Raw genomic sequence first — 23,582 nt, 5'->3', positions numbered from 1 at the left:
CCCGGTTAAGAATTCCTCCCGGGATACCTGTTTGCTACCGTGAGCGCCGTGGACGGCAAACCAGGGCTGCGGGAGCGCAAGAAGCAGCGGACCCGGGCGGCGCTCTCCGAGGCGGCCGTCACCCTGTTCCTCCGGCACGGCTTCGCCGGGGTCTCGGTGGCCCAGGTCGCCGAGGCCGCGGAGGTCTCCAAGCGCACCCTCTTCGCGTACTTCCCGAGCAAGGAAGACCTCGTCGCGCACCGACTCGCCGACCACGAGACCGACGCCGCCCGTGCGGTACGGGCGCGCCCGCCGGGCACCGCCCCGCTGGCCGCGCTGCGCGAGCACTTCCTGCGCGGGCTGCGGGAGCGGGCCCCGGTCACCGGGCTCGACGACCGGCCCGACGTACGCGCGCTGCACCGGATGATCCTCGAAACGCCCTCGCTGGTGGCCCGGATGGAGCGGTTCCGGGCCGGCGCGGAGCGCGCGCTCGCCGACGCGCTGCGGGAGAGCGCGGACACCCCCGAGCCCACCGCGCGGCTCGCCGCCGCCCAGATCGTCGCGGTGCAGTGGGCGCTGGCCCGCGACAACGCCGAGCGGCTGGCGTACGGCGAGTCCGCCGGCGAGCGGTACGCGGGCGCCGTGGCGGACGCCGAGCACGCGTTCGCGCTGCTGGAGAACGGGCTGCGGAGGCTGCCGCGGGCGCCCCGGCGGGGCGGGCGGCGCACCGGCCGTGCCACCCGTACCGCCGACACCGCCGGCACCGGCAGCACCGGCAGCACCGGCGTCTAGGAGACGATCGCCAGTTCGCGGGCGGTGTCGTTGAGCCGCCGGCCGCCGGTCCCGGTGACGGTGACGATGTCCTCGATGCGTACGCCGAAGCGGCCGGGCAGGTAGATGCCGGGCTCGACGGAGAAGCACATGCCGGGGACGAGCGGCTGCTCCTCGCCCTCGATCATGTACGGCGGCTCGTGGGTGGTGGTGCCGATGCCGTGCCCGGTGCGGTGGATGAAGTACGCGCCGTAGCCGGCGTCCTCGATGACCCGGCGCGCCGCCCGGTCGACCTCCTGGCAGGCGACGCCCGGCCGCACGGCCCGGAAGCCGGCCTCCTGGGCCTCGCGCACCACGTCGTGGACCTCCCGCTCCTCGGCGGTGGGTTCGCCGACGTGCACGGTGCGGGTGGTGTCGGAGCCGTAGCCGTGGACGAGGCCGCCGAAGTCGAGGACGACCATGTCGCCGTCGCGGATGACGCGGTCGCCGGCCTCGTGGTGCGGGTCGGCGCCGTTGGGTCCGGAGCCGACGACGGTGAAGTCGACCTGGGAGTGCCCGAACCGGCGCAGCAGCGCGGCGAGGTCGGCGGCGACGTCCGACTCCCTGCGCCCGGCGAAGCGCGCCTTGCGGATCTCCTCGTACGCGGCGTCCGCGGCGGCGCCGGCCGCGGCCAGCCGCTCCAGTTCCGCGTCGTCCTTGACGGCGCGCAGCATCGGCAGCCCGTCGGAGACGGAGACGTACGAGGTCTGCGGCAGTTCGCGCTGGAGCCCGAGCAGGTGCAGGGCCCAGGCGTCGTCGCTGACGCCGAACCGGCCGCCGGCGTCGAGCAGCGGGGCGGTCACGGCGTAGGGGCTCGTGCCGTCGGTCCAGTCGCGCAGGGTGAGGGCCGGCCCGCCGGCCGCCTTCGCGGCGTCCCCGGCCTCCAGCTTCGGCACCACCAGCACCGGATCCGCCCCGGCGGCGAGCACGAGCAGGGTGAGCCGCTCGGTGGCGGCGGGCGGGGCGTAGCCGGTGAGCCAGACGAGGTCGGGCCCGGGGGCGACGAGCAGCCCGGCGAGCCCGGCGTCGGCGGCGGCACGGGCGGCGTGCCGCATGCGGGCACGGTAGTCGTCGGCGGTGAACGGGGCGAAGTCGCCGGTCATACGGGGCTCCCTGGTGCTCGTCGGCGGGGTGGGCCGGGCCTGGGACGAACGTACCCTCCGCACCGCCCGGGCCGCATGTAACGCAAGTCAACTTGCATTAGAGGGCGGGACGGTCGTACCTTAAAGCAAGAATCACTGCGTTAACTGGCAGGAGGCACCACCGATGGTTCTCACCCCGGACTTCTGGACCCTGTTCACCGTGTTCGCCGCCGGCGGCATGGGGCTCACCGCCGTGGCCGCGGCGCTCGTCGCCGCCCTCCCCCGCGCCCCCGCCGAACGGCCGACGCCGCACTGACCTGCGCTACGTTGGCGGGATGCCGGAAAGCAGCCGCCAGCCCGCCACCCGCAGAACGGGCGGCCGCAGCGCCCGCGTACGCGCCGCCGTGCTCCAGGCGACGGTCGACGTCGTCCTGGAACACGGCGCCGACGCGCTGTCGGTCGCCGAGGTCGCCCAGCGCGCCGGCGTCCACGAGACGTCGATCTACCGCCGCTGGGGCACCAAGTCCGCCCTCGCCCTCGACGCGGTCCTCGACCGCACCCGCACCGACCTCCCCACCCCCGACACCGGCACCCTCCGCGGCGACCTCCTCGCCCTCCTCCACGGCACCGCGGCCTTCGTCCGCACCCCCCTGGGCGGCCTGCTGCTGCGGATGGCGGTTCAGGAGGACCTCGCGGAGTACGAAGCGGCCCGCGAGCAGTTCTGGACCACCCGCTTCGCGGTCGGCGCGACGGTCCTGGACCGCGCCGAGTCCCGCGGCGAACTCCGCCCCGGCGTCGACCGCCGCCTGGCCTTCGAGTCCCTGATGGGCCCGCTCCACACCCGCCTGCTGCTGACCCGCGAACCGCTGGACGACGCCTTCCTGGAGGGCACGGTGGACCTGCTGCTGACGGGCATCGGCACCTGACGGACCGCGCACCGCCCACGACGGGGTGACAGAGGCGACCGGCACGAAGAAGGGCCCGCCGCCCGGCCGTTGCCGTGCCGACCCGCAGCGACGCGGGTACCTGAGCCCAGGGGTCCGGCACTTCCGAACTCCCGCGCGGGGTTGGCGGATCCCTCAGGTCATGCATACTCCCCGTAAGCACTCCGCGGCGCCGCCGACTTCGAGACCGCCCGCGCGGTGGACGGTATGGCGGTTCTCGCCGAGTGCCGGGGCGAGCGGGGGCCTGCCGCCGAGCGCTGCCGGGAGGCGCCGGACCTCTGCGCCGCCGCGGGCCGCTCCGACTCCCCTGGCGGAGGCGGTTCGGGAGCGGCTGCGGCGGCTGGAGGAGGGCTGAGCGCGCCGGGTCAGCCCGGGGGTGCGGCGGTCAGCGGGGCGGTCCTTCCGGTGGGCGGGCGGGCGGTCCGCAGCCGTACGGGCCCGGTCAGCGGGTCCGTGAGCAGCCCGGCCGCGAGCCAGGCGTGGACCGCGGAGGCCACGGTGCGCCAGCGCCAACCGGGCCCGGGGCCGGGCCCCTCGGCCTCGTGGACCTCGACCCGCAGGGCGAGGGTCCGGCTGCCGTACCGCAGCCAGCACCGGCCGCCCCGGTACGCCGCCACGACCAGCGCGCCGGGGTGGCGCGCCGCCGCCGTGCGCACGTCCGCGGGGCCGCCGCCCGGCGCCAGCAGCACGTCGGCCACCCGGGCCCACGGCGCCGGCGCGTGCAGCCCCGCGCGCACGTGCTCGTCGACGTCCGGCAGCCCGGCGCCGCCCCATGCGACCTCGACCCGCACGCGGTGCACCGGACCCGGTAACGACCGCGCGGGCGGCCGCCCGTACCGCCGCAACCGCGGGGCCGCCGGGGTGTCGTCCGCGTGGACCGGTACGTCCGACACCGCGGCCGTGAGCCCCGCCGGCGTCACGACGCACACCGGACCCGCCGCGGCCCTCACGGCACCACCAGGCCGCTCGGCTCGGCGTGCCCCGGCACCAGCCGCGGCAGCGCCGCGCGTTCGGTGACCGGCGCGCCGGGCAGGCCGCAGGGGGCCCGCAGCCGCAGCTTGCGGTAGAGCAGCCCCCGCATCAGCCGCGCGAACCGCCCGGGCTCCGAGGTGATGCGGCCGGCGACGTGGTCGTATCGCGGCCGGACCGACGGCCGGGCGTCGCGGGTGAGCTGCCGCGCCAGCGGCCGGCCGGTGCGCAACCGCGGGGCGAAGGAGAGGAGCTCGGCCATCGGCGAGGTGGGGTCCAGGTCGGCGCCGGGGAGGTCGGCGAGCAGCACCGGCGCGCCCGTGGCCGTGCCGTACAGGGTCGTCGAGCCGTGGTCACCGACGATCACGTCCGCGGCGACCAGCGGGCCGACCCAGTCCGCGTGCTGGCTGACCACGGCGAGCCCGGCGCGGCCGAGTTCGGCAAGCCAGCTTCGTATCTGCCACTCGCTGTGGCCGTTCCACACGTTCGGGTGCAGCAGCGCGGCCACCCGGAAGTCCTCCCGCGGCAGCTCCCGCACCAGTTGGTGCAGCACGTCCCAGCCGTGCCGGAAGAGCGAGCCCGCCCCCCAGGTCGAGCACACCACGACGAGCCGCTGCCGGGCACCGGCGCGCAGTGCCTCGCGGTACAGCGCGCGGGACGGCCGGCTGGCCTGGATGCGGTCGTAGCAGGGGTCTCCGACGACCGCGGTGACGGGCAGCGCCTCGGGGCACTCGCGGCCCAGGCGGGCCAGATCCTCCTCGTGCGCCAGCACGATCGCCGACGGCACCACGGCCCCGTCGCGGATCAGCATCTGGCGGGCGAACCCGTACGTGCCGCGCGCGGCGGCGAGGCGCCCGCGGCGGCGTTCGGGCACCATCTTGTTGTGCCCGGCGCCGTGCGGCAGCACCAGCACGGGCGAGTGCAGCTCGTACAGGCTGCCGTAGCCCGCCGCCAGGGCGAGGTCGAACCTGGTCTGCACCGCCTGGTCCCAGGGCAGCACGAGGCCGCCGAGGCGCTCCAGGAACTCCGTCACTCCGTTGCTGAACACGTCGGGCGCCGCGGTGAAGCAGACCTGCACCCGCGGGTCCCCCTCCAGCAGCCGCACCGCTTCGAGCACCCGCTGCCCGGCCGTCACCGTGTGCACCACCACCAGCACCCGCCTGCTGGTACGCCTCGTCGCCCACCGCTCCACGTCGAGCCGCACCGGCACGTGCCAGCGCCCTTCCCGTATCGCCATGCTCATCCCTGTCGTTCCCCGTCCCTCTGCCCCGGCCGGTCGCCCGGGCCGGGGAGGCCGCGTGGCTTCGCGGCCACAGAAGCGGGCTGCCCCGGGAATCTGTGACGAGGCTTGCAGGAATCCTGCACTCCGCCTGCGGCCGGGCCCCTGCGCGCCCGGCGCACGCATCCGTGCGCCCCGCCCCGCTCCCCTGGCACGGCCGTACCGGCGTGGCCATGGTGTGGTGTCCCCGGCGTGCGGGCGGGGCGCCGCCACCACGGGAGGGGAGCTGACCGCGGGGCGACGGTCCCGCGGGGCGATGGTGGAGCGACGGGTGGAACTACGGGCTCTGGGACCGCTGGAACTCTGGCAGGGCGAGCAGCGCCGCGACCTCGGTTCGGTCAAGGAGCGCTGCGTGCTCGCCGTACTGGTGCACGCGCGCGGGCGGCCGGTCACCGCCGAGGCGCTGACCGAGCGCGTCTGGGACGGCTCCCCGCCGCCGAGCGCGCAGGGCACGCTGCACGGCCTGCTCTCGCGGCTGCGCCGCAAGCTGGAGCCGTACCGGGACACCGTCGCGCTGGAGCGGCCCTCACCGGGGATGTACCGGCTGCGCGTCGCGCCCGGCAGCGTCGACCTGCTGCGCTTCGAGGAGTTGCGGACCCGGGCCGCGACGGCGGTCGCGCACGGCGAGCGCAGGCGGGCCGTCGGCCTGCTGCGCGCCGCGGAGTCGCTGTGGCGGGGCGAGCCGCTGGCCGAGTTCCCCGGCACCTGGGCGGCCTCCGCCCGCGCCCGGCTGACGGAGGACCTGCGCCGGGTGCGGGAGCAGCGCATCAGGCTGGAGCTGGAGGCGGGCCGGCACTCGGATCTGATCGGTGAGTTACACGAACTGGTGGCCCAGAACCCGCTCGCGCAGCGGCTCGTGGCCTCCCTCATGCTGGCGCTGTACCGCTGCGGCCGGCACGCCGAGGCACTGGACCTCTACCGCTCCACGCACCGCCGGCTCGACGAGGAGCAGGGGCTGCACCCCTCGGCGGAGCTACGGGACCTGCACCAGCGCATCCTGGAGCAGGACGGCGAACTGCTCGCCGCCCCCACCCCCGCCGCCGGCACCCCGGTGGACGCGGCGGTGACACCCGCACCCCGTACCAACCTGCCGCGCGACACCCACGACTTCACCGGCCGGACGAGCGAGCTGAGCCTGCTCCTCGCCGACCCCGGCGCAGGGACCGGACAACCGGACGGCGAGCGGGAGAAGCGGGCGCTGCCGCTCACCGTGATCCAGGGGATGCCGGGCGTCGGCAAGACGAGCCTGGCCGTCCACGTCGCGTACGCGCTCGGCCGGGCCTACCCCGACGGGCAGCTCTTCCTCGACCTGCGCGGCTTCAGCGGGCAGCAGCCGTACGACCCGGCCGAGGCGCTGGCCGTGCTGCTCCAGACGTGCGGGGCGCCGAAGCTGCCGGACACGCTGGACGAGCGGGCGGGCGCGTGGCGGGAGTGGACGGCGCGCCGCCGGCTGCTCCTGGTCCTCGACGACGCCCGCGACGCGGCGCAGGTCGAGCCGCTGCTGCCCGGTTCGCCGAACTGCCGGGCGATCGTCACCAGCCGCAACCGCCTGCGGCTGGGCGGCGCCGAGCCGCTGCAACTGGAGGTGCTGTCGACGGCGGAGGCGGCGGAGCTGTTCACCCGTATCGTCGGCGCGGCCCGGCTGCCCGCGGACGGCGCGGCGCTGGGCGACGTCGTCGCCGCCTGCGGCTGCCACCCGCTCGCGCTCCAACTCCTCGCCGGCCGCTTCCGGCACCGCGACTCCTGGGACCTCCCGCACCTCCTCGACCGGCTCGGCCAGGCCGCCGACCCCCTGGACGAGCTGGACACCGCGGTGACGGCCGCCTTCCGGCTGTCGTACGAGGAACTCAGCGCCCCGGCCCGGGACATGCTCTGCGCCCTGGCCCTGGCCCCCGGCCCCGACCTCACGCCGACCGCGGTGCTTGCGCTCGTGGGCGCCGCGCCGGACGCGCCGCCGGCGGGGCCGCGGCGGAGCATCGACGAACTCCAGGACTGCAACCTGCTCGACGAGCCCGTACTCGACCGCTACCGGCTCCACGGCCTCACCCGCCTCTTCGGCCTCCGGGCCGGCCTGCGCACCGGCCGGCCCGCCGCGCGGCAGGCGGCGTTCGACCGCCTCGCCGCCCACTACCTGACCGGGGCCCACCGCGCGACCCGCCTCGCCCACCCGCACCACCGCACCCTGCCCCTGCCGCCGGACCTCGTCTCCCCGTACGCACCGGAGTTCGCGGACGCCGACGAGGCGTCGGTGTGGCTGTCGGTGGAACGGGCCAACCTGCTGGCCACCGCCGCCCGCGCCACCACCGAGTCCCCGGCGGCGGCGGCGCTCTTCCCCCACGTACTGGCGCCGTCCCTGGAACGCTGGGGCGCCCGCACACCCGCGGCCCTCCTCTACGACGCCGCCCTCGCCCTCCTGCACGCCCGCGGCGACACCGCCGCCCTGGCCCGCACCCTGGTCGACCGCGCGGCCCAACTCGCCAAGGAGAGCCCGGAGGACGCCCTGCGCTGCGCCCGAGCGGCGCTGGCGGAGTTCCGGCGCGCCGGAGACGGACCGGGCTGCGCGGACGCGCAGTTGCAGGTGGCCCGGGCCCATGTCACGGCCGGGGACAGCGAGGCGACCCTGCGGGCGCTGCACGAGGCGCTGAGCCTGTACGCGGAGGGCGGGGACCGCCACGGCGAGGCACAGTGCCTGAACGTCCGGGGTCTCGCGCTCAAGTACGCGGGGCGGCACCGCGAGGCGGTGGAGACCGCACAGGCGACGCTGGCCCTGCGCCGCGAGATCGGGGATGTGTACGGGGAAGCGTGGGCCTTGAACAACCTGGGGGAGCTTCGGCGCGACGAGGGCGACTACGCCGCGGCCCGTGCGTGCTACGAGCAGTCGCTGGTCCTGATGCGGCGCTGCGGCGAACGCGGGGACCTGGCCATCCTCTCCACGAACCTCGGCATCGTGCACCACGCCACCGGCGACACCTCCGAGGCGCTGGCCTCCTTCCACCAGGCGCTCCGGAGCCACCGCGCGGCCGGCGACGCCCTGGGCGAGGTCCACGCGCTGACGAGCCTGGGCAACACGTACGCGGACGGGGGGCGGCGCAGCGAGGCGGTCCTGCACTTCGGCATGGCCGCCCGGCTGGCCGCGACGATCGGGAACGCTTACGAACGGCAGCGGGCGCTGGTCGGGATGGCCGAGGTGCACCGCCGGTCGGGCAAGCTGACGGCCGCGCGTGAGACGTACGAACTCGGCCACCGGATCGCGGACGAGGCCGGCATCCCCCTCGGGAGCGCGCACGCGCTGGAGGGGCTGGCCTACGTGGCCATGGCGGCGGGTGACGGCAACGAGATGCGGCGGTGTGCGGAACAGGCGATGGGGCTCTACCGTGCGCAGGAGTCCGACTCGGACGCGGACAGGGTGGCGCGGCTGCTCCGGGAGCACGGGATGACCGGCTCCTGAACGAGGCGGAGACCGGTCATCGTGCGTGCTGACGCGGGCGCTACGAGGTGGCGGCGTGGACGCTGCCGCGGGTCCCGGAGTCGGCGGGGGCCGAGTACATCCACTGGTGGGCACCTACAGAGAACGCAAAGGCAAGGGCCAGAGCAGTGCATGCGGTCGTGACTACGGTACGCAAGTCGAGTCCTTCATCCGAAAGTCGGAGCAGTTGACGTACTGAGAGATTTGTACACCAAGTCCCCCTGGCGTGCCCAGAGTTCACAGGATGCGCGTACGGCCCCCGCCTCCAGGCGCCCCCGCGGCCCCTCAGCCCCTGCCGGCCTCCGACCGCACCACCGCCACCGGGCAGTCCGCGTGATGCAGCAGCGCCTGGCTCACCGAGCCCAGCAGCATGCCCATGAAGCCCCCGCGGCCCCGTGCGCCCACGACCGCCAGTGCCGCCTCCCGGCTCGCCTCGATCAGCGTCTCCCGGGGGCCGCCGCGCAGCACGCGGCGTTCCACGGGGACGCCCGGGTAGCGTTCCTGACGGCCCGCCAGTGCCTCGGCGAGCAGGCGTTCCTCGTTCGCGGCCAGCTCGCCGGGCGCGCTCGCGTACGGCACGGCGGGGTCCTGCGGTGGCGGGACCTCGGCCGTCCACGGCGACCAGGCGTGTACGGCGATGATGCCCGCGCCCCGCATCGCGGCCTCCGCGAAGGCGAACTCGATCGCCGCGTCGCCCGCCGGCGAGCCGTCCACGCCCGCCAGGACCGGCCCCTCGCGCGCCGGGTCGCCCCCGCCGCGTACGACGAGCACCGGGCAGTGGCCGTGTGCCGCCAGGTGCACGGCCGTCGAGCCCAGCAGCAGGCCGGTGAACGCGCCGAGCCCGCGGCTGCCGACGACGGCCAGCGCCGCGCCGCGCGACTCCTCCGCCATCACCGGCAGCGTGTCGCCGGTGACGACGGCGCCCTCGGCCTCGATGTCCGGCTCGGCCTCGCGCGCGTGCCGTACCGCCTCGGCGACCACCTGTTCCGCCTGGTTGCGCAGCCCGCCCTCGGGCGGGCCGATCGACGACGGCTCCAGCGGCACCCGCATCATCGGCCAGAAGAAGGCGTGCACGACGCGCAGCCCGGTGCGGCGCATCCGTGCCTCGCGCGCCGCGACGACGACCGCTCCCAGGCCCTCGGGCGACCCGTCGACGCCCACCAGCACCGGTGCACTCACCATGGGGCCTCCGTCTTCGCGCGCGGCGCGCCGGGCGCCGCTGGGTCCACGTACCGCTCCCCAGGCTTGCCCACCGCCGCCGGCCCCGCCAGCCGGCGGCGGGTGAGCGGGTGAGCCGGTGGGTGGGCGAGGGGGTGAGCGGCGTCTTACGGACCCGGTCGGCCCCGTGTCAGTGGGCCGTCAGCGCCAGCGCCTCGTGCAGGTCCCCCGGGTCCTTCCGCACCGCGGGCCCGTCCAGCCGGGCCGTCACCCGGCCCGACGTCAGCACCGTCACGGTGTCGGCGCACTGCGCGGCCGACGCCGGGCTCGGCGAGACCAGCAGCACCGCCAGGCCCTCGGCCGCCAGCGTGCCGACCAGGTCGAGGATCTGGCCCACCAGCACCGGCGCCAGGCCCTCCGTCGGCTCGTCCAGCAGCAGCACCCGCGGCGAGCCCAGCAGGGCCCGGGCCAGCGCGAGCATCTGCTGCTCGCCGCCGGACAGGTCGGTGCCGCGGTGGGTGCTGCGCTCGCCGAGCCGGGGCAGCAGGTCGAGGACCCGCTCCGGCGTCCAGGGCCGGCCGCCGCCGCCGCGGGGCGGGCGGTGGGCGAGGCGGATGTGCTCGGCGACGGTCAGCCGGGCGAAGACCCGGCGGCCCTGCGGGACGAGGCCGACGCCGGCGCGGGCGATGCGGTGCGCCGGGCGGCCGGTGACGTCGCGGCCGGCGATCTCGACCGCGCCGGTGGCCGGGCGCAGCAGCCCGGCGACGGTGTGGACGAGGGTGGTCTTGCCGGCGCCGTTGTGGCCGACGACGGCGTGCACGGTGCCCTCGGGGACGTCGAGGTCGAGGTCGTGGAGGACGGTGCCGCCGTGGTAGCCGGCGGAGAGTCCGGAGATGCGGAGCATGGGGCGGGTCACCTCTTCGCGCCGGTGTCGTGGGCCCCGGCGGCGCCCCGGGCGGCCCCGGCGGCGCCCGGGGTGGCGGCGGCCGGGGCGTCCGCCGTGGTGGCGGCGTCGAGGTACGCGCTGCGCACCTCGGGCAGGTCGAAGACCTCCCGTACCGGCCCGGAGGCCAGCACCCGTCCGGTCACCAGCACGGTGACCGTACGGGCCAGCCGCGCGACCACCTCGGTGTTGTGCTCGACCAGCAGGACGGCGATGTCGTCGTCCAGGGCGCCGAGCACGTCGAGCAGCCGGACCACGTCGCGGTCGGTGAGCCCGGCGGCGGGCTCGTCCAGCAGCAGCACCCGCGGCCGTGCGACGAGCGCGGCGGCGAGGTCGAGCAGCCGGCGCTGGCCGTGCGACAGCGAGCCCGCCGGCCGGTCCGCCACCCCGGCGAGGCCCACGTCCGCGAGCCGTTCCGCCGCGGCGGCGGCCAGCCGCCCCCGGCTCGCGGTCCGCCGCCAGGCGCCGCGGCGCTCGGGGTGGTGCCGCCAGGAGGCGAGCAGCACGTTGTCCAGGACGGTCAGGTCCGGGATGGCGGTGGGCTGCTGGAAGCTGCGGGCGACGCCGAGGCGGCTGCGCCGCGCGGGCGCGGTGCGGGTGACGTCGCGGCCGAGGAAGGTGATGGCTCCCCGGTCGGGGCGCTCGGTGCCGGCGATGAGGTTGAGCAGGGTGGTCTTGCCGGCGCCGTTGGGCCCGATGAGGGCGTGCCGGGCGCCGACGGGCAGGTCGAGGGAGACGTCGTCGACGGCGGTGAGGCTGCCGAAGCGACGGGTGAGGCCCGCGAGTTCGAGGGCGGGGACGGCCGCGGACGCGGAGGACGCGGGGGTTGCGGCGGATGCGGTCACGGGGTGCCCTTCCGTACGCGGGCGGAGGGGCCGGATGCGGTCACGCTGCTGCCTTCCGTACGGGGAGCGGGGCCGGGCGGTGCCGGCACCCGGCCCGTACGAGGAACCGGGAAGCCCTCGGTGGAAACGGTCACGTGGCCCCCTTCCGTACCCCGGCCGGTGTGCCCGCGTCCGCCGGTTCCGCGTCGCCCGGGCGGCGCGGCGCGGGCAGCCGTCCGGCGCCGCCCGCCCCCTTGGCCGGGCCGCCCGCGTCGTCCCCGCCGTCGGCGGGGGGCGTGCGGGGTGCTCCGGAGACCAGTCCGGCGAGGCCGCGCGGCAGCAGGTAGACGGCCGCGACGAACAGCACGCCGAGCAGCAGCGGCCCGTGGCCGGGCCAGGAGCCGGCGAGCCAGTCGCGGGTGTAGACGATGAGCCCGGCGCCCAGCAGCGCGCCGATCACCGAGGTGATGCCGCCGATGACGGCGGCGAGCAGTGCGAGCGCGGCGATCTCGAAGCCGACGTCCGCCGGGGAGACGTAGCTCTGCACGGCGATGAGCAGCGACCCGCCGGCGCCCGCGAGGGCGCCCGCGCCGACGTACGCCACCAGCAGGTACCGCGTCACCGGGTGGCCCGAGGCGCGCATCCGCTCCTCCGCCTCCCGCGAGCCGGTCAGCAGCTTGCCGGCCGGCGAGCGCAGCAGCACCAGCGCCACGGCGACGACGCAGACGACGACCACCGCGGCGTACTGGTAGATCGCCAGTTCCTCGAAGAGCGGTTCGCCGCCCCAGAACGCCTGCGTGGAGGGGAAGCCGGCGAGGCCGTCGGTGCCGCCGGTGACGGACTTCCACTGGCCGATGGCGATGGCGGTCAGCTCGCCGACCGCCACGGTGATCATGAGCACGGTGGTGCCGCGGGCGCGGATCACCGCCGGGCCCGTCACCACGCAGAACGCGGCGGCGGCGACGGCGGAGATCAGCACCTGCACGGGGCCGACCGTCCAGTCGTTCTCGGCGAGTTTGGCGGTGGTGTACGCGCCGACGGCGAACGGCGCGGTCTGCCCCAGCGTGGGCAGGCCCGCGTAGCCGGTGACCACGGTGACGCTGACCGCGAGCAGGCCGAGCGCCAGGGCGTAGCCGGCGAGGGAGAGGGCGTAGGCGTCGAGCATCATCGGCAGGATCGCGAGCACGACGACCAGGACGAGCAGCGGTCCGGCCGCGCGGACCGCCGCGGCGATCCGCGCGGCGCCGGTCGGCGCGGCGCCGGTCCGGGCGGCGGCATCGGCCGCAGCCGTACGCTCCGCCGCCCTGGTACGGCGCGCGGCGAGCGCCCCGCGCCACGGCCACGGCACCCGCGCCAGCCGGCGGCGCAGCCGCTCCGCGGGGTCGGGCGGCGCCTCGCCGCCGTGTTCGGGGCCGTGCGGTTCGGCCAGCCCGCGCCCGGAGCGCAGGATCAGCACCACGGCCATCGCGGCGAACAGCAGGTACGGCGCCCAGTCCGGGGCGACCGACACCCCCAGCGTCTGCACCTCGCCGACGCCGATGGCCGCGAGCAGCGTCGCCCACAGGGAGCGGAGTCCGCCGAGGACGACGACCACGAGGGAGAGCATCAGCACGGTGTCGCCGGTGCTCGGCCCGGGGCCGATGATCGGCGCGCCGAGCACGCCGGCGGCGCCGGCCAGCGCGCCGGCCGCGGCGAGGACGCCGGTGTGCACGACCCGGGGGCTGAGCCCCGTGGTGGCCAGCATCTGGGGGTCGTCGGCGGCGGCGCGCACCGCGGCGCCCGCGCGGGTGCGGGTGAGCACCCAGGTGCCGACGGCGGCGAGGACCAGGGCCATCACGATGAACCCGAGCCGGTAGGCGGGGTAGCGGTGGCCGAGGAGGTCGACGGAGGTGTCCAGCGCTTCCGGGATGCGTACCGGCATCTCGTCCGCGCCGAACCCCTCGACGAGCAGGTTGCCGCCGATCAGCGCGAGTCCGAACGTCAGCAGTGCCTGGTCGAGGTGGCCTCTTCGGGCGAGTGGCGCGGTCGCCGCCGACAGCAGCGCGCCCGCCGCGCAGGCGGCCGCGGTGCCGGCGACGAGACCGAGGACGAGGCCGCCCCAGGTCCCGTCGCTCAGCTCGGCGCCGGTGTAGGCGCCGACCGCGTACAGCGTGCCGTGTGCCAGGTTGAGCACCCCGGCGGTGCCGAACGCCAGGCTCAGGCCGGCGGCGACGACGAACAGCAGCAGCCCGTAGGCGACGCCGTCGACCGCCGGCACGAGCTGGGCATCGAGTGCCCCCATGTCAGTCGCCGAGCGTGGCCAGGTCCTGGACCGTGACGTTGGAGAGTTGCTCCCCGTCCTTGCGGACCTCGCGCAGGTACCACTTCTGCACCGGCGCGTGCGACTTCTTGCCGAAGGCCCAGGTGCCGCGCGGGCTTTCGATCTGGCCGAGGCCGCCGAGGGCCTCGTTGATGGTGTCCGAGTTCACCTCGCCCTTCTCGGCGGCGGCGGCGATGGCCATGTCGAGCACGGCGGCGGCGTCGTACGAGGCCATGGCGTACCCGGTGGGCGGGGTGTCGTGCTTGGCGGTCCAGTCGGAGACGAACTTCCGGTTGGCGTCGTTGTCCAGGTCGGCCACGTAGTTGGAGACGGACTGGATGCCCTCGGCCGACTCGCCCTGCGCCTGGAGGATGCTGCCCTCGGTCAGCGAGCCGGAGGAGTACAGCGGCAGGTCGGCGACGTCGGACTGGGCGTACTGCTTGACGAAGTCGATCGCGGCCTTGCCCGCGTAGAAGGTGTACACCGCCTTGGCGTTGGACTGGGCGATGTCGGCGAAGTACGGGGTGAAGTTGGTCGTGTCGGGGAACGGCGTCCAGGTGGTCTCGCCGTCCGGGTTGGCCAGTTCGCCGCCGACCTCGTCGAAGGTGTCGGTGAAGCCGCCGAGCTGGTCGTAGCCGCCCTGGTAGTCGGGGCCGATCGCGTAGACCGGGCCGTCGACCTCGTCCTTGACGTACTCGGCGATGGCGGTGCCGTAGTCCTTCGACAGGAAGCTGGTGTGCCAGACGCGCGAGACGTCCTTGAGGTCCGGGCGGCCGTTGGAGCTGACCAGCGGGATCTTGTTCTGCTCCAGCATCGGCAGCACCGCCTGGTAGGAGCCGTTGGCGACGATGCCGGTCATCACGTCGACCTTGTCCTTCTTCACCAGCTTGGTGGCGGCGGGCACCGCGGTGGGCGGGCCGTCCCCCTCGTCGCCCACCGACAGCTCGACCTTCCGCCCGCCCAGCTTGCCTTCGTGCGTGTCCAGGTAGAGCTGGAAGCCGTTGCGCAGGTCGGTGCCCACGGCCTCGTACGTACCCGAGAGGGCGGCCAGCAGACCCACCTTCACCGTCTCGTCGCCGGAGCCGCTGTCGCTGCCGCCGCACCCGGCGACGGCAAGCGAGACGGCTACTGCTGCTGCGGCGGCGGCCCGGGCTCTGCTGCGGCCGGGGCGGCGTATGGATGCGTTGACGAACACGAAGGCTCCCGAGGGAAAAAATGAGGATGGGCTGGGGGTTGGTCCGGGGGGTCTGGGGGTGCGGAGGGTGGGTGGTGGAGCGACGACGGCACGGTGGCGGCGGACGACGGGCAGCCGGGGCCGGGAGGAGCGGCGGGACGGACGACGGCGTCACCGCGGCCGGGGCGCGCGGGCGGGGTGAGGGGGCCCGCCCGCGCAGCGGCCGTCAGGAGGCCGGCTGGGAGTCGCGCAGTTGCGGGCTGAGCGCGTCGCCGACCTGGTTGATCAGCTCCGACATCATGTAGCTGACCTCGCCGATGTCGGCGTCCCGCGTGGTGGTGACCAGCAGGGACGCCCCGCTGGAGACCGCCATGGAGAACATGTAGCCGCCCTCCATCGCGGTCAGGCTGTGCTCGACGGGGTCGCTCTCGATCAACTGCGCGGCGCCGGAGAGCAGGTTGACGATGCCGGAGGCGATGGCGGCCAGCCGGTCCGCGTCGTCCTGGTCCACTCCCGTGAAGGCCAGGGCGAGGCCGTCCACGGACACGGCGATGACCTGGGTGACCTCGGGAATTCTTCGGGCGAAGTCACTCAGCAGCCAGCTCAGGTCCGCGGTGGATGGGGTAGTCATCACGTGCTCCGTTGCGAGTCGTCGTCTTTTGCGGGCCGGGTACGGCCGCTGTTTCCGGCGGTACGGGCACGGCCTCCGTCGTCGTCACGGGGGCGGCCGCCGTTGCCGCCGCTGCCGCCCGAACCTGGAGGGCGGCCACGGTCGGCGGCCCCTCCGGCTCCCTCACGGCGGCCGGTGCTCCTGTTGATGCCCTGCGTGTACGCGGCCAGCACGTCGGAGATCTGCCGGGAGTCACGGCGCTTGGCGGGCGCCGGCTTCCGCTCGCTCCTGCCGGGCTTGGCGGCCCCGTCGCGCTTGGGGAACCGCGGCCACTGGTCCGCCGGCTGGCGCGCGCGCACCGGCAGCCCCGAGGCGCTGACGCCGGCGACGCGGTCGGCCGGGTCGTACTCCGGGCCGAACGGGGGCACGCGCCGGGTGTCGCTGCCGTTGCGGGTCCCGGCCTCCCGCGTGTCCGGTGCGGCGGGGCCGCTCGCGGCGGCCCGGCCGCGCGGGGGCGCGGCGGCCGCGACGGGCTGCTCGTCCATCGGCTTGCGCGGGGACGGCACGCCGCGGGGCGGGGCGGCGAAGACGCTCGCCTCCCCTTCCACCAGGGGCCGTTCACCCTCCACCATGGTCTCCTCCTCGACGGCCACGAGGACCGACGGCGGGAGGGTGACCTCGGCGATGGTGCCGGGGCCGGCGGAGGAGCGCAGTTCGACGACGATGCCGTGGCGGCCGGCGAGCCGGGACACCACGTGCAGACCCATGGACCGCACGGCGCCGACGCCGGTCTGCGGGTTGGCCAGCCGGGCGTTCAGCTCGTCGCGCCGCTCGGCGGTCATGCCGACGCCCTCGTCGACGATCTGCACCACCGCGCGGTCCCACAGCCGCCAGACCGCCACGCCCACGTGCTTGTCGGGCGGCGAGAAGCGGGTGGCGTTGTCGAGCAGTTCGGCGAGGATGTGCGCGAGGTCGTGCACCGCGCGGGCCGCGATGCCGATGCCCTGCTCCACGATGCCCATGGCGACGCGCTCGAACCGCTCGATCTGCTGGGCGGCGGCGACGACCACGGTGGCGCAGGGCGCGTCGGCCTCGCGTACCCGGGCGTGGCCGTAACCGCCCATCACGAGCAGGTTGTTGGTGTTGCGCTCCATGCGGATGGCGAGGTGGTCGAGCGCGAAGAGGATCTTCATCCGCTCCGGGTCGGCCTCGTCGCGCTGGACCGCGTCCAGTTCGGACACCATGACGGAGGTGAGCTGCGCGCCACGGCGGGCGACGCCGACCAGCGTCTCCGCGAACTGCTCGTGCGCGTGCGCCTGCTGGGCCGCGAGCCGTACCGCCTCGTGGTGCACGGAGTTGAACGCTTCGCCGACCTCGCCGATCTCGTCGTCGCCGGTGGTCTCCACCGGGCTGCCCGAGCTGTCGGCGACCTGCTGTGGCGTGGCGCCGCCGAGCGCACCGGGCTGGGAGAGGTCGGTGACGATCTGCGGCAGCCGTTCCGTGGCCACCGTGTGCGCCGCGTTGCGCAGGTCGCGCAGCCGGCGGATGATCACGCGGCCGAGCCGGAACGCGAAGAGCAGCGCGCCGACCAGCGTCAGCAGCACGACGGTGATCTCGATGACCGCCCACCAGATGAGCGTGGACCGCTCCTCGGTGACGTCCTCGTGCACCGACTGGTTGACGCGGCGTTCCACCGAGCGCAGCTCCGACAGCCGGTTGGCCGTGGCCTCCTGCCACTCGGCGGCGGAGATCTCGATCTCCTCTCCGATCGGCGTGCGGCCGACCTGGTCCTGCATCCGCTGCGCGGGCAGCGTACGCGGAGCGGAGAGCGCGTGCTCCAGCCAGGCGCGCCACTCCGGCGAGCCCATGGCGACGAAGGAGCCGAGGGTCTCGAAGATGCCGATCTCGGTGGCGTCGAACGTGCGCCGGGAGGCCGAGGTGAAGCCGCCGCCGGACAACGCCCGGAGCACCACGACCTGTTGCTGCGCCGAGTGCTCCGCCCCGCGCGAGAACGAGGCGGCGGCCCGGATGCGGTCGGCGATGTCGGCGTCGACACCGTCGGCCTGCGCGATGGCGTCGCGGTAGTCGACGAGGTCGGCGATCGTGATCCGGTACCCGAAGGCGAGCGCGGACAGGGTGCCGCCGCCCGAGCGCGCCTGGGCACGCAGCGACGGCAGTTCGGCCAGTGAGCGGTCAATCCGCTGCAACGCGAGATCGGCGCTGTGGGGCAGGGAGTCGAGCTTCCTGCGCTTCTCGGTGTAGTCCGAGATACCTGCGTCCGTGGCGTCGGTGGCCTTGCGGAAGGTGGTGGCATCGCCCTGGGAGGCGACCAGCGCGGTTGCGGCGGCACGTTCGTCCTGCAACCGGGCGGTCAGCTCCGCGGCGGACTCGGCGGCATCGACCATCTGCGCCAGCCTGTTGGCCTGGAACGCCTGAGTGGTCGCGGGCGCGAGTGCACGCACGGAAAAGGCGATGGCCACCGCAAGGGGCACGGCGACCAGGAGGACGAGTCGACGGTTGATCTTCACTACGCAACCCCTACGTCGGGGTCATGACACAGTAAAGCTGACACGGGATTACCTTGCGATGGGGAGGGTGTGACATGTGGGGGTCGGTGCATCCATCGCTCCTGCTGAGGGTGGGCTGAGCGATGTGTCTGATGCTAAGTCGGAAGTATAAGTTACGGGCGAGTACAACATCAAAATATGTAAGAGGGAGATGCAATCTCAACCCTGACCAATCCGTTTCGATCAGGTTCCGTCTGAAATTTCAGAGATGGGCGGGCGCGGAGACCGGCGGCCCCGGCCCCCGCCACCGGCAACCCGCCGCGCGTCAGCCGCGCTTGAGCGCGTGCCCGCCGAAGCCGCTGCTGCGGTCCGGGCCCTGGTTCTGCTCCTGCCACCAGACGTCGAACTCCGCCTGCCCCATCTTCTGCCAGTCCGGGGTCCGTTCGACCTGGGCGAGGCCCAGCCGGCGGCCGAGGGCGACCATGGCGGCGCCGACGGCGGTGCGGTCCGCGTCGTAAGCGGAGGCGATCTGCGGCCAGTTGCCGCCGGCGCGGCAGGCGGCCTCCAGCGCCGTGGCGTCCTGGAGCGCCTTGACGCTGCCGCCGCCGGTGTGCGGCCGTACGACGGTGGCGGCGTCGCCCGCGAGCAGCAGCCGGCCCACGGCGAGCCGCGGCACCTGGAGGTCGTAGATCGGCTGGATGAAGGAGTCCTCCGCCGCGGTACGCAGCACGCAGCGTCCCCAGTACGGCGGGAAGTGCTCGGCGACCAGCTCGCGCAGGTACGCCGTGAGCTTCGCGGCGACGCGGCCCGGGGGCAGCGAGGTCGGGGTGCGCAGGTCGAGCAGCAGCTCGGGGTCGTCCGGCGGGACGGCGTAGAGCACCCAGTTCATCCGGAAGCCGCCGCCGGCGGCGGGGATGAGGTACATCATGCAGTGGCCGCCGGGGAAGACGATCACGCGCGCCTCGGCGCCGTCCGTCTCGGGGTCGCCCGCCACCGGCGCGGAGGTGCCGCGCCAGCCGAGGTAGCCGGCGTAGTCGGGGGTGAGCCCGGGGAACATCGCCTCCCGGACCACCGAGCGGTAGCCGTCCGCGCCGATCACCGCGTCGAAGCGCTCCAGGCGGCCGTCGGCGAGCTTGAGGGTGGCGCCGTCCGCGTCCTGCTCGACGGCGGTCACCGCCGCGCCCGTGTGGTACGTGACCGACTCGGGCACCCGGCTGCGCAGCTCGTGCCAGAGCGAGCCCCAGTTGTAGGAGCGGAACGGGAAGTGCTGCTCGGCGAAGCCGTGGCCCAGCTCCGCGTCCCCGTCCCGTATCGTCCAGACCCGGCGGCTCAGGCCGGACCACGGCATCGCCGAGTCCACGTACCCCGCGGCCTCCAGCTCGGCGAACCGGGCGTCGTGCAGGCCGATGCCCACACCCCGGTCGCGCAGCTCGCCGCCGGCCCGCTCGAAGACGGTGACCCGTCCGGCACCCGCCCGCGCCACCGCCTGCGCCGTGGCACACCCCGCGATGCTCCCGCCCACCACGGCGACGGAGTCCTCGTCCACCACGGTCTCCCCTCTGTTCCTCGGGCCGGGTCCGCGGTGCGCCGCGTCCGGCCGGCTCTCCGGCATCTTCCGGAGCACAACCTTCCCCAACGCGATCACCGCGTCAAGGGATCGACGGGACGCCAACCACCCCTGTGTACAGCCAAGTCGGCGCCGGCGGCCGGCCCGCGCACCCCCGGATCTTGACCAAGGAGCAACGGCTTAGGCTAGCCTTACCTACCTGATCAGGGCGGGTGGACAAGGGGTGGGGTGGCGGGTGGCTGCGCAGGGACCGTCGGGACGGGACGTCCTGAAGGGTGCGATCGCGGGACAGCGGCGCGGGGTCGCGATCGGAGCGACGCTGGCGGTCGGGCACCAGCTCGGTGAGGCGCTGGTTCCGGTGCTCATCGGCATGGTCATCGACGACGCCGTCGCCGGGGACGACGCGGGCGCCCTGGTGCGCTGGCTCCTCGTGCTCGTCGCGGTGTACGTCGTGCTCGCGCTGAGCTTCCGCCTCGGGGTCAAGGCCGCCGAGCGGGCCGCCGAACTCGCCGCGCACCAGGTGCGCCTGGAGCTGGTGGGGCGCGTGCTCGACCCGCGCGGCGGCGCCGAGCGCGGCCGGCTGCCGGGCGCGGTGGCGAACATCGCCACCGACGACGCCAAGCGGGTCGGCTACATCGTCATGGTGGTGACCGTCGGCGTCTCGGGGCTGGCCGGCGCGGCGGTCAGCGCGGTGGCGCTGCTGCTCATCTCCGTACCGCTGGGACTGCTCGTGCTGGTCGGCACCCCCGTGCTGCTGTGGCTGGGGCATCTGCTGAGCAAGCCGCTGGAGCACCGCAGCGCGGCCGAGCAGGAGCAGGCCGCCAACGCCTCCGGCGTCGCCGCCGACCTGGTCGCCGGGCTGCGGGTGCTCAAGGGGATCGGCGCGCGGGACGCGGCCGTCGACCGCTACCGGGCCACCAGCCGCGACTCACTGGCCGCCACGCTGCGCGCCGCCCGCGCCGAGGGCTGGCAGAACGGTGTCGTGCTCGCGCTGACCGGCGGGTTCATCGCGCTGGTGGCGCTGGTCGGCGGCCGGCTCGCGCTCAGCGGCGACATCACGCTGGGACAGCTCGTCGCCGCCGTCGGGCTCGCCCAGTTCCTGCTCACGCCGCTCCAGGTGTTCGCCTACGTCAACGCCGAGTTCGCCCAGGCGCGGGCGTCGGCGGCGCGGGTGGCCGAGGTGCTGGCCGCGGAGCCGGCCGTCGTCCCCGGCAACCTGCGGCTCGCGGAGCCGGTCCGCGGCGAGCTGCGGCTGCGCGGGGTCGGGCTCGGGGCGCTCACCGAGGTGGACATGACGGTCGCCGCCGGGGAGCTGGTCGGGGTCGCGACGACGGAACCGGCCGCCGCGGAGGCGCTGCTGCGGTGCCTGGGCCGGGTCGAGGATCCCCGGGCGGGGGTCGTGGAGCTGGACGGGGTGCCGCTGACCGGGCTCGATCCGGCGGAGCTGCGGACGGCGGTGCTGGTGGCGGCGCACGACGCGGACCTGTTCGCGGGGACGGTGGGCGAGAACGTCGCGCCCGCGGGCCCCGTACCGGCGGATGCGGCGGGCCGCCTACCCGCGCCGAGGGGTGCCGCGGGTACGGCAGAAGCCGCGGCATCCGAACCGGACACCGGCGCCGGCGCCGCCCGTTCCGGGCCGGAGCCGCCCGGCCGTGATCCCGGCCCCGCGATGGCCGCCGCCGCGGCCGACGAGGTCGCCCGCACGCTGCCCCGCGGCACCGGGACCGAGGTCGGCGAGGCCGGCCGCGCCCTGTCCGGCGGCCAGCGCCAGCGCGTCGCCCTGGCGCGCGCGCTGCACGCCGGCCGGCCCGTGCTCGTCGTCCACGACCCGACCACCGCCGTGGACGTGGTCACCGAGGCCCGGATAGCCGAGGGGCTGCGCGCCTACCGCGCGGGGATGACCACCGTGCTGGTCACCAACAGCCCGGCCCTGCTCGCCGTCGCCGACCGGGTCGTGTTCGTCGACGCCGGCCGGGTCGCCGCCCAGGGGCCGCACGCCGATCTCGTACGCGACGAGGCGGCCTACCGGACGGCGGTGCTCGCATGACCGCGGCGTCCGGCGCGTACGACGACGCGCACGACGAGACGTACGACGAGACGTACGGGGGCGCCGACGACGCCCGCGAGCTGCTGCCCACCGCCACCCCGGCCCGCACCCGCGCCGCCGTGCGCGAGCTGCTGCGCCCGCGGCGGGCGCTGGCCTGGACCGCGTTCGCGATGATGGCCGCGGCCACCGCCGTGGGGCTGATCACCCAGCCGCTGCTGGGCCACATCGTCGACCTGGTCACCGAGGAACGCGAGGCCGGGGCGCTCACGCTGCCCGTGGTGCTGCTGGTGGCCGTGGCCGTCGGCCAGGGCGTGCTGACCGCGATCGGCCGGACGATGGTCTCCCGGCTCGGCGAGACGGTGCTCGCCGAGCTGCGCGAGAGGTTCGTCGAGCGGGCGCTGCGGCTGCCGCTGGACCGGCTGGAGAAGGCCGGCTCCGGCGACCTGACGGCCCGCGTCACCCGGGACGTCTCCCGGGTCGCCGAGGCGGTGCGCGGCGCGCTGCCCCAGTTGGCGTCCTCCGTGCTGGCCATCGTGCTGACGCTCGGTGCGCTGGCGGTCCTGGACTGGCGCTTCCTGCTCGCCGCGCTGCTCGCGGTGCCCGTCCAGGCGTACACGGCCCGCTGGTACGTGCGGCGCGCGGTGCCGCTGTACGCGCGCGAGCGCATCGCCACCGGGGCGCAGCAGCAGCAGCTCCTCGACACCGTCAGCGGCGCGGCCACCGTACGCGCGCACCGGCTGGAGGCGTCGCACGCCGGGCGCGTGGACGCGCGCTCGCGCGCCGCGGTGGCCCTGCGGCTGCGCGGGGTGCGGCTGCTGATGGGCTTCTACAACCGGCTGCACGTGGCCGAGTACCTGGGGCTGTCCGCGGTGCTGGTGGCGGGCTACGTGCTGGTGCGCGACGGCTCCGCGTCGATCGGCACGGCGACGGCCGCGGCGCTGTACTTCCACTCGCTGTTCGGTCCGGTGAACGTGGCGCTGGTGCTGCTCGACGACGCCCAGGCGGCGACGGCGGGGCTGGCGCGGCTGGTCGGCGTCGTGGACGCGCGCGAGCAGGGTGGCTCCGGCGAGTCGTCCGGCCGGCCGGGCGGGCGGCCCGCGGTCGGGGTGTCCGTCAGCGGGGTGTCCCACGCGTACGAACCGGGCCGGCCGGTGCTGCACGACGTGGACCTGGAGCTGCGGCCGAAGGAGAAGGTGGCGCTGGTCGGCGCGAGCGGGGCGGGCAAGAGCACGCTCGCCAAGCTGCTGGCCGGCATCCACACGCCGGCCGCCGGGCGCATCGACGTGGGCGGCGCGGCGCCGGACGAGTCGGGCCGTACGGTCGCGCTGGTCACCCAGGAGGTGCACGTGTTCGCCGGCCGGCTCGCCGACGACCTGCGGCTGGCCCGCCCCGGCGCCGCCGACGAGGAGCTGCGCGAGGCGCTGGCCCGGGTGGGCGCGCTGGGCTGGGCCGAGGCGCTGCCGCAGGGGCTGGACACGGTGGTGGGCGAGGGCGGTCACCGGCTGACGGCGGACCGGGCCCAGCAGCTCGCGCTGGCCCGGCTGGTGCTGGCCGACCCGCCGGTCGCGGTGCTCGACGAGGCCACCGCGGAGGCGGGCAGCCTGGGCGCCCGGCGGCTGGAGGAGGCGGCCGAGCGCGCGCTGGAGGGGCGCACGGCGCTGGTCGTCGCCCACCGGCTCAGCCAGGCCGCGGCGGCCGACCGGGTCGTGGTGATGGAGGAGGGCCGGGTGGCCGAGAGCGGCACGCACGACGAACTGCGGGCCGCGGACGGCCCGTACGCGGCGCTGTGGCGGGCGTGGTCGGCGGGTCGCACGGCGGACGCGGAGCGGGCCGACGCGGAGCAGGACGGCACCGGGCGCGACGACGCCGAACGGGATGACGCCGAACGGGATACGGAGGGTGCCGGGCGGCCGGGGGCGTAGCG

General features: G+C 75.6%; 17 protein-coding genes. 6 read left to right on the top strand and 11 right to left on the bottom strand.

Features of this window, described 5'->3' with window-relative positions; all coding sequences use genetic code 11:
- Window positions 1-48 precede the first annotated feature (48 nt).
- Window positions 49-771: a TetR/AcrR family transcriptional regulator gene (locus QBL21_RS14240; protein ID WP_407562541.1), complete on the top strand. Its 723-nt coding sequence runs from the start codon at window positions 49-51 to the stop codon at window positions 769-771.
- Here the strand turns inward: QBL21_RS14240 and QBL21_RS14235 are convergent.
- Window positions 768-1,892: a M24 family metallopeptidase gene (locus tag QBL21_RS14235; protein ID WP_407562540.1), complete on the bottom strand. Its 1,125-nt coding sequence runs from the start codon at window positions 1,890-1,892 to the stop codon at window positions 768-770. The two genes, QBL21_RS14240 and QBL21_RS14235, sit on opposite strands and share 4 nt — an antisense overlap.
- A gap of 163 nt (window positions 1,893-2,055) precedes the next feature.
- On the opposite strand from QBL21_RS14235, the gene QBL21_RS14230 reads away from it, so the two are divergent.
- Together QBL21_RS14230 and QBL21_RS14225 are read left to right on the top strand one after the other, a co-directional pair.
- The gene (locus tag QBL21_RS14230) at window positions 2,056-2,187 is read left to right on the top strand and encodes a hypothetical protein (RefSeq protein ID WP_407562539.1); all 132 of its coding nucleotides are present in this window, start codon (window positions 2,056-2,058) and stop codon (window positions 2,185-2,187) included.
- Window positions 2,188-2,206: 19 nt separating this feature from the next.
- Window positions 2,207-2,797, top strand: coding sequence for a TetR/AcrR family transcriptional regulator (locus QBL21_RS14225; RefSeq protein WP_407562538.1), 591 nt, complete (start codon window positions 2,207-2,209; stop codon window positions 2,795-2,797).
- Window positions 2,798-3,180: 383 nt separating this feature from the next.
- Here QBL21_RS14225 and QBL21_RS14220 read toward each other — a convergent pair whose 3' ends face one another.
- Both QBL21_RS14220 and QBL21_RS14215 read right to left on the bottom strand, forming a co-directional pair.
- A complete protein-coding gene (locus QBL21_RS14220; protein WP_407562537.1) occupies window positions 3,181-3,606 on the bottom strand; it encodes a hypothetical protein in 426 nt (141 codons plus the stop codon).
- Window positions 3,607-3,761: 155 nt separating this feature from the next.
- Window positions 3,762-5,027: a hypothetical protein gene (locus QBL21_RS14215; RefSeq protein WP_407562536.1), complete on the bottom strand. Its 1,266-nt coding sequence runs from the start codon at window positions 5,025-5,027 to the stop codon at window positions 3,762-3,764.
- Window positions 5,028-5,334: 307 nt separating this feature from the next.
- Between QBL21_RS14215 and QBL21_RS14210 the strand changes: the two genes are divergently transcribed.
- Complete coding sequence (locus QBL21_RS14210; protein ID WP_407562535.1) at window positions 5,335-8,511, top strand: BTAD domain-containing putative transcriptional regulator; 3,177 nt, start codon at window positions 5,335-5,337, stop codon at window positions 8,509-8,511.
- Between the two features lie 303 nt (window positions 8,512-8,814).
- Here the strand turns inward: QBL21_RS14210 and QBL21_RS14205 are convergent, their stop codons facing one another.
- The 8 genes from QBL21_RS14205 to QBL21_RS14170 form a co-directional block, all read right to left on the bottom strand.
- Window positions 8,815-9,711, bottom strand: a complete 897-nt coding sequence (locus QBL21_RS14205; RefSeq protein ID WP_407562534.1) for a universal stress protein — start codon at window positions 9,709-9,711, stop codon at window positions 8,815-8,817.
- A 166-nt stretch (window positions 9,712-9,877) separates the two neighbouring features.
- Complete coding sequence (locus tag QBL21_RS14200; RefSeq protein ID WP_407562533.1) at window positions 9,878-10,591, bottom strand: ABC transporter ATP-binding protein; 714 nt, start codon at window positions 10,589-10,591, stop codon at window positions 9,878-9,880.
- 8 nt (window positions 10,592-10,599) lie between these two features.
- A complete protein-coding gene (locus QBL21_RS14195; protein WP_407562532.1) occupies window positions 10,600-11,475 on the bottom strand; it encodes an ABC transporter ATP-binding protein in 876 nt (291 codons plus the stop codon).
- A 130-nt stretch (window positions 11,476-11,605) separates the two neighbouring features.
- Window positions 11,606-13,735, bottom strand: a complete 2,130-nt coding sequence (locus QBL21_RS14190) for an ABC transporter permease (RefSeq protein WP_407562531.1) — start codon at window positions 13,733-13,735, stop codon at window positions 11,606-11,608.
- Window position 13,736: 1 nt separating this feature from the next.
- Window positions 13,737-14,948, bottom strand: coding sequence for an ABC transporter substrate-binding protein (locus QBL21_RS14185; protein ID WP_407562530.1), 1,212 nt, complete (start codon window positions 14,946-14,948; stop codon window positions 13,737-13,739).
- 205 nt (window positions 14,949-15,153) lie between these two features.
- Entirely contained in the window at window positions 15,154-15,558 is a 405-nt protein-coding gene (locus QBL21_RS14180) for a roadblock/LC7 domain-containing protein (protein ID WP_407562529.1), read from the bottom strand.
- Window positions 15,558-18,065: a nitrate- and nitrite sensing domain-containing protein gene (locus tag QBL21_RS14175; RefSeq protein ID WP_407562528.1), complete on the bottom strand. Its 2,508-nt coding sequence runs from the start codon at window positions 18,063-18,065 to the stop codon at window positions 15,558-15,560. Before QBL21_RS14175 ends, QBL21_RS14180 begins: the two co-directional genes overlap by 1 nt.
- A gap of 304 nt (window positions 18,066-18,369) precedes the next feature.
- Window positions 18,370-19,590 (bottom strand): FAD-dependent monooxygenase, encoded by a 1,221-nt coding sequence (locus QBL21_RS14170; protein WP_407562527.1) that lies wholly within the window; start codon window positions 19,588-19,590, stop codon window positions 18,370-18,372.
- Window positions 19,591-19,846: 256 nt separating this feature from the next.
- Here QBL21_RS14170 and QBL21_RS14165 point away from each other — a divergent pair, with 256 nt between their 5' ends.
- Together QBL21_RS14165 and QBL21_RS14160 are read left to right on the top strand one after the other, a co-directional pair.
- On the top strand, window positions 19,847-21,658 hold the full coding sequence (locus tag QBL21_RS14165; RefSeq protein WP_407562526.1) for an ABC transporter ATP-binding protein: 1,812 nt from the start codon (window positions 19,847-19,849) through the stop codon (window positions 21,656-21,658).
- Entirely contained in the window at window positions 21,655-23,580 is a 1,926-nt protein-coding gene (locus QBL21_RS14160; RefSeq protein WP_407562525.1) for an ABC transporter ATP-binding protein, read from the top strand. The genes QBL21_RS14165 and QBL21_RS14160 overlap by 4 nt, the downstream gene beginning before the upstream one ends.
- Window positions 23,581-23,582 lie beyond the last annotated feature (2 nt).

Origin of the sequence: Streptomyces sp. 184 (genome assembly GCF_045781775.1) — a bacterium.
Classification (GTDB): Bacteria; Actinomycetota; Actinomycetes; order Streptomycetales; family Streptomycetaceae; genus Streptomyces.
Note: the sequence above shows the minus strand (reverse complement) of the source record. Positions and strands in the feature narration are given on the sequence as shown.